12 protein-coding genes are annotated in these 15,230 nt (G+C 41.0%); 9 read left to right on the forward strand and 3 right to left on the reverse strand.

What is annotated here, in order from left to right; all coding sequences use genetic code 11:
* Positions 1–370 precede the first annotated feature (370 nt).
* Together TY15_RS17880 and TY15_RS17885 are read right to left on the reverse strand one after the other, a co-directional pair.
* Positions 371–1,309 (reverse strand): Cof-type HAD-IIB family hydrolase, encoded by a 939-nt coding sequence (locus tag TY15_RS17880; protein WP_179301809.1) that lies wholly within the window; start codon positions 1,307–1,309, stop codon positions 371–373.
* 101 nt (positions 1,310–1,410) lie between these two features.
* A complete protein-coding gene (locus TY15_RS17885; protein ID WP_040207424.1) occupies positions 1,411–2,799 on the reverse strand; it encodes a PTS transporter subunit EIIC in 1,389 nt (462 codons plus the stop codon).
* A gap of 304 nt (positions 2,800–3,103) precedes the next feature.
* Here TY15_RS17885 and TY15_RS17890 point away from each other — a divergent pair, with 304 nt between their 5' ends.
* The 9 genes from TY15_RS17890 (at position 3,104) to TY15_RS17930 (ending at position 14,200) form a co-directional block, all read left to right on the forward strand.
* Positions 3,104–4,303 carry an enolase C-terminal domain-like protein gene (locus TY15_RS17890; protein ID WP_040207425.1) on the forward strand — a complete coding sequence of 400 codons (1,200 nt, stop codon included), beginning with the start codon at positions 3,104–3,106 and terminating at the stop codon, positions 4,301–4,303.
* A 105-nt stretch (positions 4,304–4,408) separates the two neighbouring features.
* Complete coding sequence (locus TY15_RS17895) at positions 4,409–5,119, forward strand: GntR family transcriptional regulator (RefSeq protein WP_040207427.1); 711 nt, start codon at positions 4,409–4,411, stop codon at positions 5,117–5,119.
* Between the two features lie 723 nt (positions 5,120–5,842).
* Entirely contained in the window at positions 5,843–7,060 is a 1,218-nt protein-coding gene (locus TY15_RS17900) for an ABC transporter substrate-binding protein (protein WP_040207428.1), read from the forward strand.
* Between the two features lie 116 nt (positions 7,061–7,176).
* The gene (locus tag TY15_RS17905; protein ID WP_040207429.1) at positions 7,177–8,064 is read left to right on the forward strand and encodes a branched-chain amino acid ABC transporter permease; all 888 of its coding nucleotides are present in this window, start codon (positions 7,177–7,179) and stop codon (positions 8,062–8,064) included.
* Positions 8,018–9,826, forward strand: a complete 1,809-nt coding sequence (locus TY15_RS17910; RefSeq protein ID WP_040207430.1) for a branched-chain amino acid ABC transporter ATP-binding protein/permease — start codon at positions 8,018–8,020, stop codon at positions 9,824–9,826. The genes TY15_RS17905 and TY15_RS17910 overlap by 47 nt, the downstream gene beginning before the upstream one ends.
* A gap of 3 nt (positions 9,827–9,829) precedes the next feature.
* On the forward strand, positions 9,830–10,537 hold the full coding sequence (locus TY15_RS17915; RefSeq protein ID WP_040207432.1) for an ABC transporter ATP-binding protein: 708 nt from the start codon (positions 9,830–9,832) through the stop codon (positions 10,535–10,537).
* Between the two features lie 90 nt (positions 10,538–10,627).
* On the forward strand, positions 10,628–11,488 hold the full coding sequence (locus TY15_RS17920; protein WP_040207433.1) for a helix-turn-helix domain-containing protein: 861 nt from the start codon (positions 10,628–10,630) through the stop codon (positions 11,486–11,488).
* Between the two features lie 32 nt (positions 11,489–11,520).
* Complete coding sequence (locus TY15_RS17925) at positions 11,521–12,738, forward strand: CaiB/BaiF CoA transferase family protein (protein ID WP_081799452.1); 1,218 nt, start codon at positions 11,521–11,523, stop codon at positions 12,736–12,738.
* A gap of 163 nt (positions 12,739–12,901) precedes the next feature.
* A complete protein-coding gene (locus TY15_RS17930; RefSeq protein WP_040207436.1) occupies positions 12,902–14,200 on the forward strand; it encodes a LysM peptidoglycan-binding domain-containing protein in 1,299 nt (432 codons plus the stop codon).
* Positions 14,201–14,266: 66 nt separating this feature from the next.
* Here the strand turns inward: TY15_RS17930 and TY15_RS17935 are convergent, their stop codons facing one another.
* On the reverse strand, positions 14,267–15,151 hold the full coding sequence (locus TY15_RS17935; RefSeq protein ID WP_040207437.1) for a selenium metabolism-associated LysR family transcriptional regulator: 885 nt from the start codon (positions 15,149–15,151) through the stop codon (positions 14,267–14,269).
* Between the last annotated feature and the right edge of the window lie 79 nt (positions 15,152–15,230).

Below are 15,230 nucleotides of genomic sequence, written 5' to 3' on the forward strand. Positions count from 1 at the left end.
TTTTTAATTCCTCCAAAAATCCGAAGGATTTTCAGTGCCCTCGGACGGTTCTGGTGGCTTTTTTGCCGGAAGAGGATGGATATGGAACTGTAAAAGCGGGTATGTAATGTTTAGCAAAGGCTTATTTCTTAAAGATTGTTGACTTTAAGATTCGCCGATAAAAGCTGAGAATTTGCTGATAAATCGTTTTGAGTCCCACCAAAGTGTAAGTTTACACGTTGGTGGGACTCTTTTTAAGCGATAAACAATTATATTTTCCGTAATTGAAACCAGTTTTGGTGAACGGGACTAACTTATTTGAGCCACGAGAACCGTCCCCGTGGCCCATCTCATTTGAGCCACGAGAACCGTCCCCATGGCCCGTGGCCCACTACTGTTTCAGGATAAATTCTTCCATGGCGTAGGCCACTCCGTTTTCTTCGTTGGATAGTGTTACGGCATCGCAGATTTCTTTTACTAAAGGGTCGGCATTGCCCATCGCGATGGAGAATCCTGCTATCTGCAGCATCGGGATATCATTAAAGTTGTCGCCTATCGCTACTGTATCCTCCAAAGGAATACCATAATAGTCAGCAGCGACTTTTAGGGCATTGCCTTTATTACCGTTTTGATCCATCACCTCAAGATTCATTGGACCGGAAGACGTCGTCACAACGCCTGAAATCCCATTGAGAAAGGTGCTTAGCGTTGATTTCACCTGTTCATTCAACGTCAGGATAAAGAATTTTTGCACCGTTAAACCAGGTATACTCAACAATTCATGGTAGCCATCAAAATACTTAATGATATCGGACTGCTGTGGTTGTTCGGTGATCCGTTTAAAGGTTTCCTCTGTGAGGCCCTCCACCTTGATTGTTTCTCCCTGAAGGGCTAGTGCCACTCGCTCTGACCAGTCTGCTGGCACATAAATGCCCTGATTGGTATAGATTCGATAAGGAGTCTTTTCTGCATCTAATTTTTGGGCGATATGTTCAATATCCCCTGCACTCATCGAAACATCCGCTAATAAGCGACCTTCTGCTTTAACCACGGTACCGTTGCTCCCCGCCAGTGGGCAAGATAACTCATAGTGATGAAGGATTTGCTGAATATCCTCTGGAGCTCGCCCTGAACAGATCATGACGACGTGCCCCGCGTTTTGTACCTTTTGAAGTGCCTCGATATTCTCTCTCGTAATCTGAATATCCCGAGACAGCAAGGTACCATCCAAATCGATTGCGATTAATTTCATCCCCGTCACTTCCTTTTCTTTTGGCCATGGTAATGGATAATATTGGAACTTCTTGAGCGAAAAATCAACAGACAACATTAACATAGCCCTTCTCTAAAGATTTATCATAGTTAAATTCTTTGCTTTCATCAAAGTAAATGCTTGACCACCTATTTGGCAGTCAAGCACTCTCAATGAATCTATCCAATTTTCTCAACGAATTGATCCTCTTGTGATGCGTTTTGACTCGCTTTCTTTACCAAAATAAAGGTGAGTGCGAAGGAGCCCCCGATCGCAATCGCGATTCCGATTAGCGCATAAGGGAAATATGGTCCCACATAGGCTACTAAGCTAACAATACTGGAGAGAATATAGCCATAGATTCGAACCCCCATCGTCGCAAAGAAGGTGGAAGCTAGCGCACTACCAATGGAACAAGCAATAAAGGCCTTTCTATTTTTTATAAGAACCCCGAATAAAGCCGGTTCGGTAATACCAAGTACGGCAGAAATGACAGCTGAGAAAATAATAGATTTCTCCGTTTTACTTTTGGCTTTAAAGAACATCGCAAAGGTTGCCCCTGCAATCGCCATGTTGGTCATAAACATCATCGGCATTAACATGTCGTAGCCCTTATCGGCAAAGTTCTGCAGGGCGATTGGTGTGATCGCATGGTGCATCCCGAAGACAATTTCAATCGGTCTCGTTCCACCCATGACCACACCGGCCAAGATAGGGGAAATGTCAAACAACGTTTGCACAATGAAGCCGATGCCTTCGCCGACATACTCACCGACGGGACCTGTCACGATTAACGCAAAAGGAATGGCAATAAATAGAGTAACTGTAGGTGTAAAGACGGTTTTCAAAATGCTTGGCATATACCGATCCACCCATTTATAAATATGGCTTAAAGCCCAAACAGATAGAATGGTCGGGATAACGGTCCCAGAATAATTGTAAACCGGCAGAGGTAATCCGATAAAGTGAAATTGACTGATCTCACCTAGTTTGGCAGCGTCAATTAACGTCGGATACATGAAGCCACCGGCAATCGCGATCGCGAGGTATTGATTGGTTTTAAAGATTTTGGCTGCTGAGGCAGCTAAGAAAAATGGTAAAAAGTAAAAGACCCCACTGGAAATCAAATCTAGTATTTTTACCGTTTCTGTTTCAGCTGAGAGGACTTTTAAGGCAATGAGACCGGCGATAATCCCTTTAATCATCCCTGCTCCGGCGATGGCGGGAACAATGGGCCCGAAAACTCCTGATACAACATCCAATAATCTGGAAAAGGGTCCTTTTTTCTTCGTTGTTTCTTTATCGTCTTCTGGCTCGCCATCGATCCCAAGTTCCTCTGCCAACACGGCATAATAGTTCTGGACATTGGTTCCGATAATAATTTGATATTGATCGCTTTGTAATTGCTCGCCGATGACCGCCTTTAATTGTTTGACTTGGTCATGCTTGATTAGGGAATCATCATATAAATCAAAACGGAGCCTTGTCATACAATGCCAGGCCTTCTTGATATTCTCTTTTCCCCCGACGTTTTCAATGATTTTCTTTACCGTCTCTTTTTCTTTCATCCTCGTTTTCATCCCCTTTATCATCAATTGCTATAAGAATTTTCTAAATTGCACTTCGATTTGACATGCCAATAATAGCACACAGGTAATTTTTTTGAAAACGGTTTAAAAAGACCAAAGTAAATTAGAAAACCTTATGATATCAATCGTCTTCTTGTTTTTATTTGATAAATTGGTATGGTAAATTACGCTAATAGCGCTTCTTCCCTGACCAAATTGACGCTGCGATTTTCCTATGTTTAAATCAAATTAATCAGTCACTTTGATTTGACAATGAATGATTGATAGAGAGGGAGAATCACAGTTGGAACCTACATTAATAACAGATATAAAATCATTTGTGACGAATCCACATAGACATAATTTAATTGTAGTAAAAATAGAAACGAATAAAGGCGTTACTGGCTATGGTTGTGCCACCTTTCAGCAAAGACCGCTTGCGGTCCAAACAATGATAGAAGAGTATGTAAAACCGCTTTTATTGGATCGTGATGCGAACCATATAGAAGACATCTGGCAAGTCATGATGGTCAATTCTTATTGGCGAAATGGGCCAGTAATTAATAATGCCATTGCTGGTGTGGATATGGCCTTATGGGATATCAAAGCCAAATTGGCTCAGATGCCGCTTTACCAATTGCTTGGTGGCAAGTCAAAAGAGGCGATCGCGGCCTATACACATGCGGATGGGTTAACATTGGAGGAGCTTTTTCACCATGTCGATGAACTGATCGAGCGAGGATACCGGCATATTCGCTGCCAATTAGGGAAATATGGTGGCAAGAATCATGCTATGCACCTAACCAATCAGTTAAATGAAGGGGAGTATTTTGATCCTGACATCTATATGAAAGATGTTGTGACGATGTTTAAGGCGCTACGCGAACGATATGGCTATACCGTTCATTTTCTTCATGATGTGCATGAACGATTATTTCCAAACCAGGCCCTGCAATTGGCGAAGGATCTTGAACCATATAAGCTGTTCTTTTTAGAAGATATTTTACCACCTGATCAAAATGAATGGCTAACTTTGTTGCGATCACAATGTACGACACCGATTGCCACTGGGGAATTATTTAATAATCCGCTGGAGTGGAGAAATCTGATTGTGAATCGTCAAATTGATTATATTCGCTGCCATGTTTCCCAAATCGGTGGGATTACACCTGCCCTGAAGTTAGCAGCCTTATGTGAAAACTTTGGTGTTCGCATTGCGTGGCATGGTCCATCCGATATGACGCCGATTGGAGTTGCGGTGAATGCTCATTTAAACATTCATCTTCATAACGCAGCCATTCAAGAAATTCAGGAACCCGATGAAACGACGAAAAAGATGTTCCCACACTCGGTAGAGGTAGTCAATGGCTATATTTATCCGATTGAAAGAGTGGGGATTGGCGTTAAGTTTGATGAAGAGATGGCGAAGGAATATCCAGTCATTTATAGAAAACATGAATGGACTCAGGCTCGTATTCCGAATGGTTCAATTCATACACCATAAGGTTCCAGTACCTCTAGGGCGATAAGCTTTAGAGGTATTTCATTATGAGGGAAATAAACTTACAATAAATAGTAGGAAGCAAATCTTTTGTTGAGGTAGTCGACTATGAAAAAACGGGATTTTATTGCAGATGATATTCTTAGTAAAATTTATCAAAATAAATACAAGGCCGGCGATAAAATGCCAACGGAGAGGGATCTCGCGGAGCAATACGATGTTTCTCGTTATACCATTCGCGAGGCATTGAAGAAGCTTGTTAATATTGGTTGTATTAAAGTGATTCAGGGGTCAGGTATATTCGTAAGTGAAACCAAATATAAAAGTCCCTTAATTTATAATTCATTAACCGAGAAGAAATTCAAAGATATCCAATCGAAAATTATTTATTTAAAGAAGATCATCCCCGATCATGCATTGAGGAAAATCTTTGATCTGAACGACAACTCGAAATTATGGGAATATCAACGGGTACGGATTGTTAATTTTCAAAAAATGCAAATTGAAATGTCGATGTTACCTTGTTCCTATTTTCCGGATTTAAATGAAGAGGAAATCAAAAAGTCCGTCCATGATTATGTTCAACAATGTGACTATCAAATCTCTCACTTCATCACCACTTATAGTTCGGTCAATGTAAATAAGGAGGAGGCGGAGCTTCTCAATTGTAAGAAGGGCGCTGCGGCAATGAAAATCGTCAATAGAGGCATTCTCCAAAATGGAAAAGTATTTGAATATAGTGAAATGATCAATCTAGATTACTCCGTCTCCTACTTTACCCCATTTAATCCGTATAGTCATAAGTATCGGAAGAATTAGCGGGGCCGGGTGCCAGGGGGGTGCCAGGGGGACGGTTCTGGTGGCTCTTTTGGTTAAAGAGGATGGATATGGAGCTGTGAATGCGGGTATGTAATGTTTAGCAAAAGCTCATTGCGCAAAGATTGTTGCTTTTATGGTTCGCTGATAAAAGCTAAAAATTCGCTGATAGATCATTTTGAGTCCTATCTGGGTGTAAATTTACACTTGGATAGGGCTCTTTTTTAAGTGATAAACCATCCTATTTTTCGTAATTTAAACCAGCTTTGGTGGACGGGGCGGATCTCAGGTGAGCCACGAGAACCGTCCCCATGGTTCACCCCTGGTTCAAAAGTTGGCATATTATATATCATTTATCTGGTGTGAGATAAGTAAATTCTGGTCGGTTGATTTAATTGTGAATTTTATTAATTTTGAAAAAATTAATTGACTACTTAGACCTTTTTATGCTAATTTATGGATAAATATCATACTAATATTTACTAACTAGGTAAACAATGCTAATTCCAGTTCGGATAATATAGTTAAACCAATTTATAAAAGTTGTTCTATATTATTCGAAGTGATAGGAGGTGATGAGTTTTATGTAAGGGGTTACATTATCTAAGTTTGGCAATTTAACACTTAAGATAGCAGTTTTTATCTATGGAATAAATGGATTGTGGTTAATAAAGGAAATTAATAGATTGTACAGTCGGATAAGAATACTAAAAATGGAGGAGAAAGATGAAAAGAAAAAGCGCTATTTCTGTGAGTTCAATCATTCTGAGTCTGACATTACTTTTTACTGGTTGTAGTAGTAGTGATGATACAGCTAAAGAGGCAAGTAGTAAACCGAAAGAGATCGTAATCGGAAATATAGGAGCCATGACGGGTTCTAGTGCCACCCTTGGGAAGGCACAATCTCAAGGAGTCGATTTGGCGGTGAAGGAGATTAATGCGGATGGTGGTATCTTAGATGCCAAGGTGAAAGTAGTTAGTCGTGATGATGGAGCAGACCCTACTAAGTCGAAAACATTCGTGGAGGAGTTGGTAGACAAGGAAAAGGTAGATTTCATGGTCGGGCCTACCAATTCTACACCTGCTGCTGCTTCCATGGCCTATCTTCAGCAAAACAAAATTGTTTCGATACTTCCAATCGCAACTAGCACGCAATTGATTAATCCAAATAATCCATATGCATTTAGACTGATCGCGTCTAATGCTATACAGGCAGAGGCTATTGTGAAACTTGCAGTTGAAGAAAAATATAAAAAGATCGTACTGGTTGCTGATACCTCTGCACTTGGTACAGATGGCATGTCTGTTATGAAAGAATCTATGAAAAAGTATGGTGTAACTCCAGCAGCAACCGTTACCTATAAGGCAGATGATGCAGACATGACACCTGTTGCTGAAAAAATAAAGGATGCCAAAGCTGACGTGGCACTGTTCTGGACCCTAGGTGCTGACGGAGCCAAAATTGTCCGGTCTCTTGAACGGATTGACTATATTAATGATTTGGACATCATTGGCTATACAGGTTTAGTGATGCCGAATTTCAAGGAACTAGCTGGTCCAGGTGCTGACAAAGTGACAGTTGTTTCTGCTGGAAGCTGGGCATTAGAACCTGGTAAGACAGAATTAGCTCCAAAATATTGGGAGATATACCAGAAGCTGATCGCTGAATACGGCGAAAAGGATAAACGAGATACTAGCGCAAGTATTATAGCTTCAGGATACGATGCGGTTTATTTGCTGAAATGGGCAATCGAGAAAGCTGGTACAACTGATTCGGAAAAAGTGAAACAGGTTCTAGAAACGGATATTCAGGAATTTGATTCAATCTATGCAAACCACTATGAATTTTCGAAGAAATCACACGAAGGATTTCCTGTTTCGGACTTAGTAAAGTCAAAGATGGATGATATGGCCTACGGTGAACTTTATAAAAAAGCGGAATAGATCATATCATAGCTGCCGAGCACCATTTGGTGCCCGGCACTAATCAAGTGAATGGGAAGGATTTAAATAAAACCGAAATCCGAAAACCAATAAATAAAATGGGAAAGGAGACTATTATGCAAGAAATAGTAACTGCCCTTGCCAATGGAAGCATTTATGCATTGATGGCGCTTGCGATTGGGATCATTTATTCTACTACACAGATTATTAATTTTGCTCATGGTTCTGTGATTATGATTGGTGCCATGACGAGTTACTGGTTACTGAGCATATTTCATATGAACTATTTTACGGCCATTCTTCTGGCTGTTCTCATTAACATCATTCTAAGTATGGTGATTTATAAAGTCTCTGTAGAAAAATTAGGGGATCTAACCCAGAATTCAAGCTGGATTGTCACCCTCTTTGGGGCAGGAATTATTTTGGATAATACGGCCCGAATCTTGTTCGGTACAGAGCCAAAGGCGTATCCTTTCCTTTTTGATGGTCATGTTATTTCCATTTTCGGCACGAAAATTATGATACATGAGATGATGATGATCCTTGTTGCGGTCATTATAGGTGTTCTTTATCAGATTGTGATTCAAAAAACGAACTTTGGCCGGGCTGTTAGAGCCGTTTCCTTTCGTCCAGATACTGCTCGGATCATGGGGATTAGGAGTAATCGGATTGTGTTGATGTGTTTTGCGATATCGGGTGCGGTAGCAGCCATAAGCGGTGCTCTCATTGCCCCGATAACCTTTGCGAGCTATACCATGACCTATTCAGTAGGGATTAAGGCCTTTGCAGCGGCATTGATTGGTGGGTTAGGAAACACCAAGGGTGCTTTTATTGGCGGGATTTCATTAGGACTGATCGAAGGTATTGCAAGTATGATTGTTCCAGGCGGATTAAAAGATGCTATTAGTTTTTTAATTATGATCATCGTCATTATCGTTTTACCGGGAGGGATATTAAGTGCCAAACTCTTTACTAAAGGCGAACTCAAAACAGAAAAAATATAGTCGTATTTTTACTATGTTTTGTACTGTCTCATTACTGGTCAGTTTCGTGCTCCCTCTATTTGCAGGCGACTATTACATGCGGATTATTTCATTAATCTTTATCTATATGATTCTTGCAATCGGATATAACATTTCCGCAGGTTTTAGTGGAATCACCTCATTTGCTTTTGCTGCGCATTATGGTGTAGGTGCGTATGTCTCCGCAGTAGCGATTACCCGCTATAATATGCCGTTCCTTATCGGATTGCTTGCTGGTGCACTAGCATCGGGTTTAGTGGGTTTAGTCGTTTCCCTGCCCGCTTCTAAAGTCAAGCACCATTACTTAGCCCTGATTAGCATAGGATTATTAGAAATAGTCCAGCAAATACTGAATGAATGGCAATGGTTTACTGGCGGGGCCGGGGGAATGTACATACCTTCCTGGAATATTTTTAACATTATGTTGAATAACTTTCAAAAGTATTACTTCATTTTAATCATTATGTTATTCTGTGTAGCTTTACAGAGGAACTTGAGGAAAAGCCGCTGGGGCAGAGACTTAATTGCCATCAAAAATAATGAAATTGCTGCTGCGGGAGTGGGGATCAATTTTAGCAAATATAGGATAGCTGGTTATTTTCTAAGTTCGATGCTTGCCGGCTTGGCGGGCAGTGTTTATGCCAGCTTTAGCGGTTATTTGAGCCCTGATACTTTCAATTTTGAATTTACCGTATTCATACTGTTAATGGCGGTTTTGGGAGGCGAGGGTACTCTTAGTGGTCCCATAATCGGGGCGGTTATTGCCACATTTGTCCCAATGCTCTTTAATGCGACACCTGACTTAAAACAAATTGTATTTGGTGCACTCCTGGTCGTCTTACCGCAGGTTATGCCCGCTGGTATTTCAGGAACGATTAAGAAGTATTTTAAGGAAATCGATCATAACAAATATATAGTGGATCAGACAGAGCAAAATGAGTTTGACATTCAAAGCAATTTTATGAAGGATCACTCGGAAATGGAAGATATTCTTGTCGTGAAGGGACTTACAAAAAGATTCGGAGGAGTAACAGCTGTAGATGGCTTAGATATGACGATAAAAAGAGGCACTGTTCACTCTCTAATAGGTCCCAACGGCGCTGGCAAAAGTACTACAGTCAATATGATTACCGGGATAGACAAACCCTCAGAAGGGTCGATCATTTTCAATGGGAAGGAAATTACCGGTAATAAAATATTTAATCTAACGAGAAAAGGACTCTCCCGGACGTATCAACATGTAAGACTGTTTACGAATCTTTCCGTAGTTGAAAATGTGGCAATCGGCGGACGTTTGTTTTATACCTATTCGATTTTCGACTCTATTTTCCGGACTCGTAAAATGAAGAAGGAAGAGCGAAAGTCATTTCATGAAGCGATGGAATATTTAAAGATCATCAATCTGTATGACAAAGCCAATTACGATCCGGAAAGCCTTTCTGCTGGTCAACAAAAGTTATTGGAACTGGCACGGGCCCTTTATATGAAGCCAGATCTATTAGTACTGGATGAACCATGCGCCGGCCTTTCTGAAACGGAAACGCTGGAATTTTCAAAGATCATTCATAAAATCCGTAATGCCGGTATTTCGATTTTGCTGATTGAACATCATATGGATCTTGTGATGGAAATATCCGATTACATTACAGTAATTGATTATGGTAAAAAAATCGCTGAGGGCGACCCTGCCAGCGTCACGACCAATCCCGTAGTAAAAACAGCCTATCTAGGCGAGGGGGCGTAATCCATGTTACAAGTAGAAAACGTAACGATTGGTTATGGAAAGACTGAAGTAGTACACAATATCTCTTTTCATGTAAAAAAAGGAGAGATTATTACGATTTTGGGGGCAAATGGCGCAGGAAAAAGTACGATTCTCAACACGATTGTGGGTCTGCATCAGGCAAAAGAAGGGAGCATTCGTTTTCAGGATAAGGAAATTTCCAAAGCCCGGCCTGATCAACTCGTTCAGAATGGAATGCGGTTAGTGCCGGAGGGGAGGCAGATATTCCCCCAACATACGGTCATGGAAAATATCCTTTTAGGAGCGTACATTGAAAAGAATGCGAAGAAAATCCATTCTCGGTTGCACTCTATTTTTGAACGCTTCCCACGGCTCGAGGAGAGAAAAAATCAGATGGGAGGAACTCTTTCAGGAGGCGAGCAACAAATGCTGGCTATTGCCCGAGCGCTAATGACGGAACCCTCTTTGTTAATTCTTGACGAGCCTTCCCTTGGACTTGCCCCCATCATTGTGGGAGAAGTCTTTGCCCTTCTAAAGCAAATTAGTTCTTCAGGCGTGACAGTGCTGTTAGTGGAGCAGATGGCGAATAGTGCCTTAAAAATATCCGATCGAGCCTACGTCCTGGAGACTGGCCGTATTGTACTAGAGGGCAGGGGAGAGGAAATTCGGAATAACGCAGATATTGCAAAGGCGTATCTTGGCAATGTGTAACCTGTATCCACGAGCATTTACTATGTATACCTGAATAAATAGTATGACCATGAAAAAAATAATAAACTTACTCCAAAGGTGATAGCGTAAATGACTCCTAATATGATCAATATACTTTGGCTTGCTAAAAGCGAATATCCAGCAGGTAGTCATCTTTCCCCTCATCAACATGATTACTATCAGATTTACTATGTCATTAGTGGCGAGGGAGATTTTATCGTAGGGAATGAATCCGTAAAAATGGGTCGAGGGATGTTTCTTTTTACTAGACCTAATGATGTCCATGGCATTTCTACCACTCGAGATAGAGATGGAAAGCCATTAAGCATGTTGGAAGTAAAGTATGTGGTGTTTGATAACGAGTTTGAAGAAAGCCTAAACCAGATTCCGATTGTTTGTCAGGGATCCGAACCTATCGAGGAAATGCTTGAGTTGGTGTTTAAAGAAGGAATTGACACACTTCCTTGGTATTTGGAAATTGCAACCCATACCTTCATTGCTGCGCTATACTATATGATCCGTTTTCAAAAAATTGAAATTTCGGCAACGCCGCAAAAGTCAAAAGTGGTGGATCAAATTAAAGAGAATATACAAGAAAATTATCAGAATGAAATTTCTTTGGACCATCTTGCACAGTTTGTTGGTCATAGTAAAAATTATATTTGCAAAACTTTTAAAGAGAATACGGGCAGGACTATCAATCTATATCTAAATAAAGTACGAATCGATAAAGCCGCGGAGTTACTGGTGAATACCCATTTAGATATATCAGAGATTAGTCGTGATGTCGGATACAATAATATTTACCATTTCATCAAGACGTTTAAAAAAATTGTAGGTACCTCCCCAGGGAACTTTCGTAAAAATGAACTCAGTGGCATTGCGCTTATTAGTTCGAAAGTAAAGGCGATTGCAACGATTCCAGTTCAACAAACTAGGAATGATGTTTAGAGATATTCATTTTAAAAAATGAGGTGAGATGTATGACTGTTTTATCAGGAGTAAGAGTATTGGATTTAACTCATTATATTGCGGGATCGTATTGCTGCCAAACCCTTGCTGATTATGGGGCAGAAGTCATCAAGATTGAACGACTAGAAGGGGAAGTTGGAAGAGCTTCCGCCCCGATGCATGATGATATTAGTTTGTATTTTGCCGCAGAAAATCGTAATAAAAGAAGTTTGCCCTTAGATTTGAAAAGTTCCAAGGGCAAAGAGATTCTCCATCGTCTAATAGAAACGGCGGATGTTTTAGTCACCAATTATGGTGCTAATATACCTGAAAAATTAGGCTTTGATTATGAAACCATTTCCACGCTTAATCCGAAAATTAGCATGGTCCATATCACTGGATTCGGAACAACTGGCCCTTATCGGGATTACGGAGCCTATGATGGCGTCATTCAGTCGATGAGTGGATTAGCGGAATTAACAGGACATCCGGATGGTCCACCGACCTATGTAGGTTTTTTTATCGCCGATCATATTGCTGGTTTGCAAGCAACTTTAGGGACGATGTTTGCCTTGTTTCATAAAGAAAGAACGGGAAAAGGCCGCTTGGTGGATATTAGTATGCTGGATGGATTGGTTTCATTATTAGGTTTTAGCGTTGCTGAAGCGAAGTTACATGGAATTAAAGAACAAAGGTGGGGAATGAGTGATCGTTTTCAATATTCGAAAGCATTTCCGACAAATGATGGGAATGTATTTATGAGTGGCTATATCAATGGGCCTGAAAACAAGTGGGTTGAATTCGCTAAATTGATTGGCAAACCAGAGTGGGCCCATCGTCATTCACCGTTCTACACGGAAGAGGGAAGAGTCAATAACAGAAAAGAATTGGAGTATGCGATTGCTAAATGGACCATTCAATATACAAAAGAGGAAGCTTTTCACCTCTTGCAACAAAAGGGTATGGCCAGTAGTCCAGTTAATAATTTAGAGGAAGTAATCAATAATCCTCAAATCCAACACAGAGAAATGATCCGAACTTTAACGATTGGAGAGATTGATGTTCCAGTTCCTGGCCCAGCGGTTAAGATTACAGGAAATCCAGTAAAAGAGTTTACCCTCCCTCCATCTCTGGGTGAACATTCAGAGGAGATTTTAGCGCAGTTGGGCTTTTCTGAAAAAGAAATAGAGGGTTTTGTCGCAAATAATATCGTCGGGGTCCAAACAAATAATAGTCATGTAGTCAGCTGAACGTACTTTTTTGGGGCCATGGGGACGGTTCTCGTGGCTCTTTTTGTCGCCAAAACTAATTCCATATGAGCCAAAAGAACCGTCCCCGTGGCTCCTTTTTTCTTTTCCATACACGAGTATATAATTTCCACTCGCTAATATGATGTATGGAAGGGGTGAAACGATGACCGTTCATGTTGTGTCTGCCGGTGAGAATCTATGGTCTATTTCTAACCGATATAATGTTAGCATTGATACCATTGTTCGTGTAAACGGATTAACAACTACTACTGCCATTGTTCCTGGTCTTGCTCTTTATCTTCCAGATAATACTCTGCCTACCCGAGTTTATCAGATTAAAGCGGGTGATTCTCTTTGGGAAATAGCCCAACAATTTAGCTCCAGTCTATCCTCGATCCTTGCTGCTAATCCCGGTATTGATATAAATCAGCTTCCACTCGGTCAAGTGATAAACATCCCCTCACCCAACAAATTGGTCATCCGCACCCTTGGATTCTTAGTTCCATCGGAAATGACAGCTACCCTTTCTACCTTAAATTCACTATCTGGTCAACTGTCCTATGTAGCAGTCGTAAACTATTCATTTAGCAGCGAAGGGTTCGCGTCTTATCAGATCGATGACTCTGCTATTATTACTAGATGTAAACAACTAAGTATCACACCGCTTTTAATGATCCGGAACTATACAATGAGCGGATTTAGTGCTGAGTTAGCAGGAGGGGTGCTTGAAAACCCAACTTATCGGCAGAATTTAGTGACGAGCATTGTTACGCTTGTCACCAGTAGAGGGTTTGGAGGTGTAAGTCTTGACCTTGAATTCATTCCCCCGGCAAGACGAAATGATTTTACTTTATTTTTACAAGCATTAAAGCAACAATTAGGAGATTTACTATTAAATGTCAATGTTCATGCCAAAGCGGAGGATTTACCGACCAATCGGATTGTAGGGGCATATGATTATGCAGCCATTGGAAATGCCGTTGATCTTATGGCGGTCATGACGCTGGATTATGGCTATCCGGGGGGACCGCCCGATCCGATTTCGCCACTCCCATGGGTTGATCAGGTGGTTAAGTATGCGCTGACTCTAGTGAATCCACAAAAACTGTTAATGGCTATGCCGTTATATGGCTATGATAAAATGACCACAACCAATATAACTAGGGGATTATCCGTCGTTGCTGCACAAAATAAGGCGATCACATTGGGAGCGCCTATTCAATATGATCCTACCGCTAAATCACCATGGTATCGTTATGGGTCCGGAACTGAAGAGCATATTGTTTGGTTCGAGGATATTCGAAGCTATATTGAAAAATATAAACTTATTGATAGGTACAACTTAGTTGGGACGACTTTTTGGCAAATTAGTTTACCTGCACCTCAAAACTGGGCATTTTTAAGCAAAGATATAATGGTGGAAAAGAGTAGGAACCTTGGGGTCAGGCCCCCACTCAGCTAAAGTGTAAAGCACTAAAGTGCAAAATACCCGATTAGTTTACTAGCGTGAATCCTGTTTCGACGTTGCTTACTTATAAATCATTTTGATAAATTCTTTAATGATCGGATTGTCCTGTCTATTTTTTAAATAGGAGAGGTAGTACCGTTGCGTAAAGGTTTCCATTGTCGAAATGAGCTGGACTCGGCCTGCTTTGACTGCGGGCGTCGCAGCTAGCTTGGACACAAAGCTTAGCCCTAATCCCTCTTCGACTGCTGCAATGATGGCTTCGGTGCTGCCAAATTGGGCAACAATACGCAGGTCGTCTATCTGTATTCCAAAGCCTTTGAGGCCTTCCTCCATAGATTTTCGAGTACCGGACCCCGCCTCGCGGAGAATAAAATTGTACTTCGTAAGGTCAACTGGATTTCCTTCATTAGTAGAAGCCACTAATGGATGAAAATTAGGAGAGATCAGCACGAGGGAATCGGTCGCGACTAACTCCGAGATCATTTTATCTAGATTCGATTTCGCTCCCGTTATGCCAATATCGATCTGTTTGTTTAAAATCCGTGCCAGAATTTGTTCGGAATCAGCAATTTCATTTATGATATTCACCTTAGGAAAGTGTTCATAAAACGGTCCAATCAATTTGGGTAATAGATAGGTGCCTGGAATCGTACTCGCCCCAATCCGGAGATTTCCATTTAATGAACCTTGAAAACTCCTAACCCCATCGGTTAGTTCATTCCATTTTTCAAGAAGTTGGCGCCCCATGCTGTATACATAACTTCCGGCTGGCGTTAATTGAATCGTGGATGAAGCCCGTTCCACAAGCTTTACCCCAAGCTCTTTCTCTAAACTTTTGATATGACTACTGACAGCAGGCTGAGTCAACCCAAGAGATTCCGCCGCCTCAGAAAAGCTTTGTTTTTCTATAATCAAAATAAACGCTTGGATCTTTTTTAAATTCATCCTTAAATACCTCATTTACATGTGAGCCACGTGAGCCACGGGGACGGTTCTAGTGGCTTTTAATTAGAAGTCTACTACA

The organism is Neobacillus jeddahensis, assembly GCF_000612625.1.
GTDB lineage: Bacteria > Bacillota > Bacilli > Bacillales > Cytobacillaceae > Neobacillus > Neobacillus jeddahensis.

Excerpts from the sequence above, each read along its gene's own strand:
- TY15_RS17880 (WP_179301809.1), bottom strand. The coding sequence starts at position 1,309 with ATGTTGTCTGTTGATTTTTCGCTCAAGAAGTTCCAATATTATCCATTA.
- TY15_RS17900 (WP_040207428.1), top strand. The coding sequence starts at position 5,843 with ATGAAAAGAAAAAGCGCTATTTCTGTGAGTTCAATCATTCTGAGTCTG.
- TY15_RS17885 (WP_040207424.1), bottom strand. The coding sequence starts at position 2,799 with ATGAAAGAAAAAGAGACGGTAAAGAAAATCATTGAAAACGTCGGGGGA.
- TY15_RS17925 (WP_081799452.1), top strand. The coding sequence starts at position 11,521 with ATGACTGTTTTATCAGGAGTAAGAGTATTGGATTTAACTCATTATATT.
- TY15_RS17920 (WP_040207433.1), top strand. The coding sequence starts at position 10,628 with ATGACTCCTAATATGATCAATATACTTTGGCTTGCTAAAAGCGAATAT.
- TY15_RS17935 (WP_040207437.1), bottom strand. The coding sequence starts at position 15,151 with ATGAATTTAAAAAAGATCCAAGCGTTTATTTTGATTATAGAAAAACAA.
- TY15_RS17915 (WP_040207432.1), top strand. The coding sequence starts at position 9,830 with ATGTTACAAGTAGAAAACGTAACGATTGGTTATGGAAAGACTGAAGTA.
- TY15_RS17905 (WP_040207429.1), top strand. The coding sequence starts at position 7,177 with ATGCAAGAAATAGTAACTGCCCTTGCCAATGGAAGCATTTATGCATTG.
- TY15_RS17895 (WP_040207427.1), top strand. The coding sequence starts at position 4,409 with ATGAAAAAACGGGATTTTATTGCAGATGATATTCTTAGTAAAATTTAT.
- TY15_RS17930 (WP_040207436.1), top strand. The coding sequence starts at position 12,902 with ATGACCGTTCATGTTGTGTCTGCCGGTGAGAATCTATGGTCTATTTCT.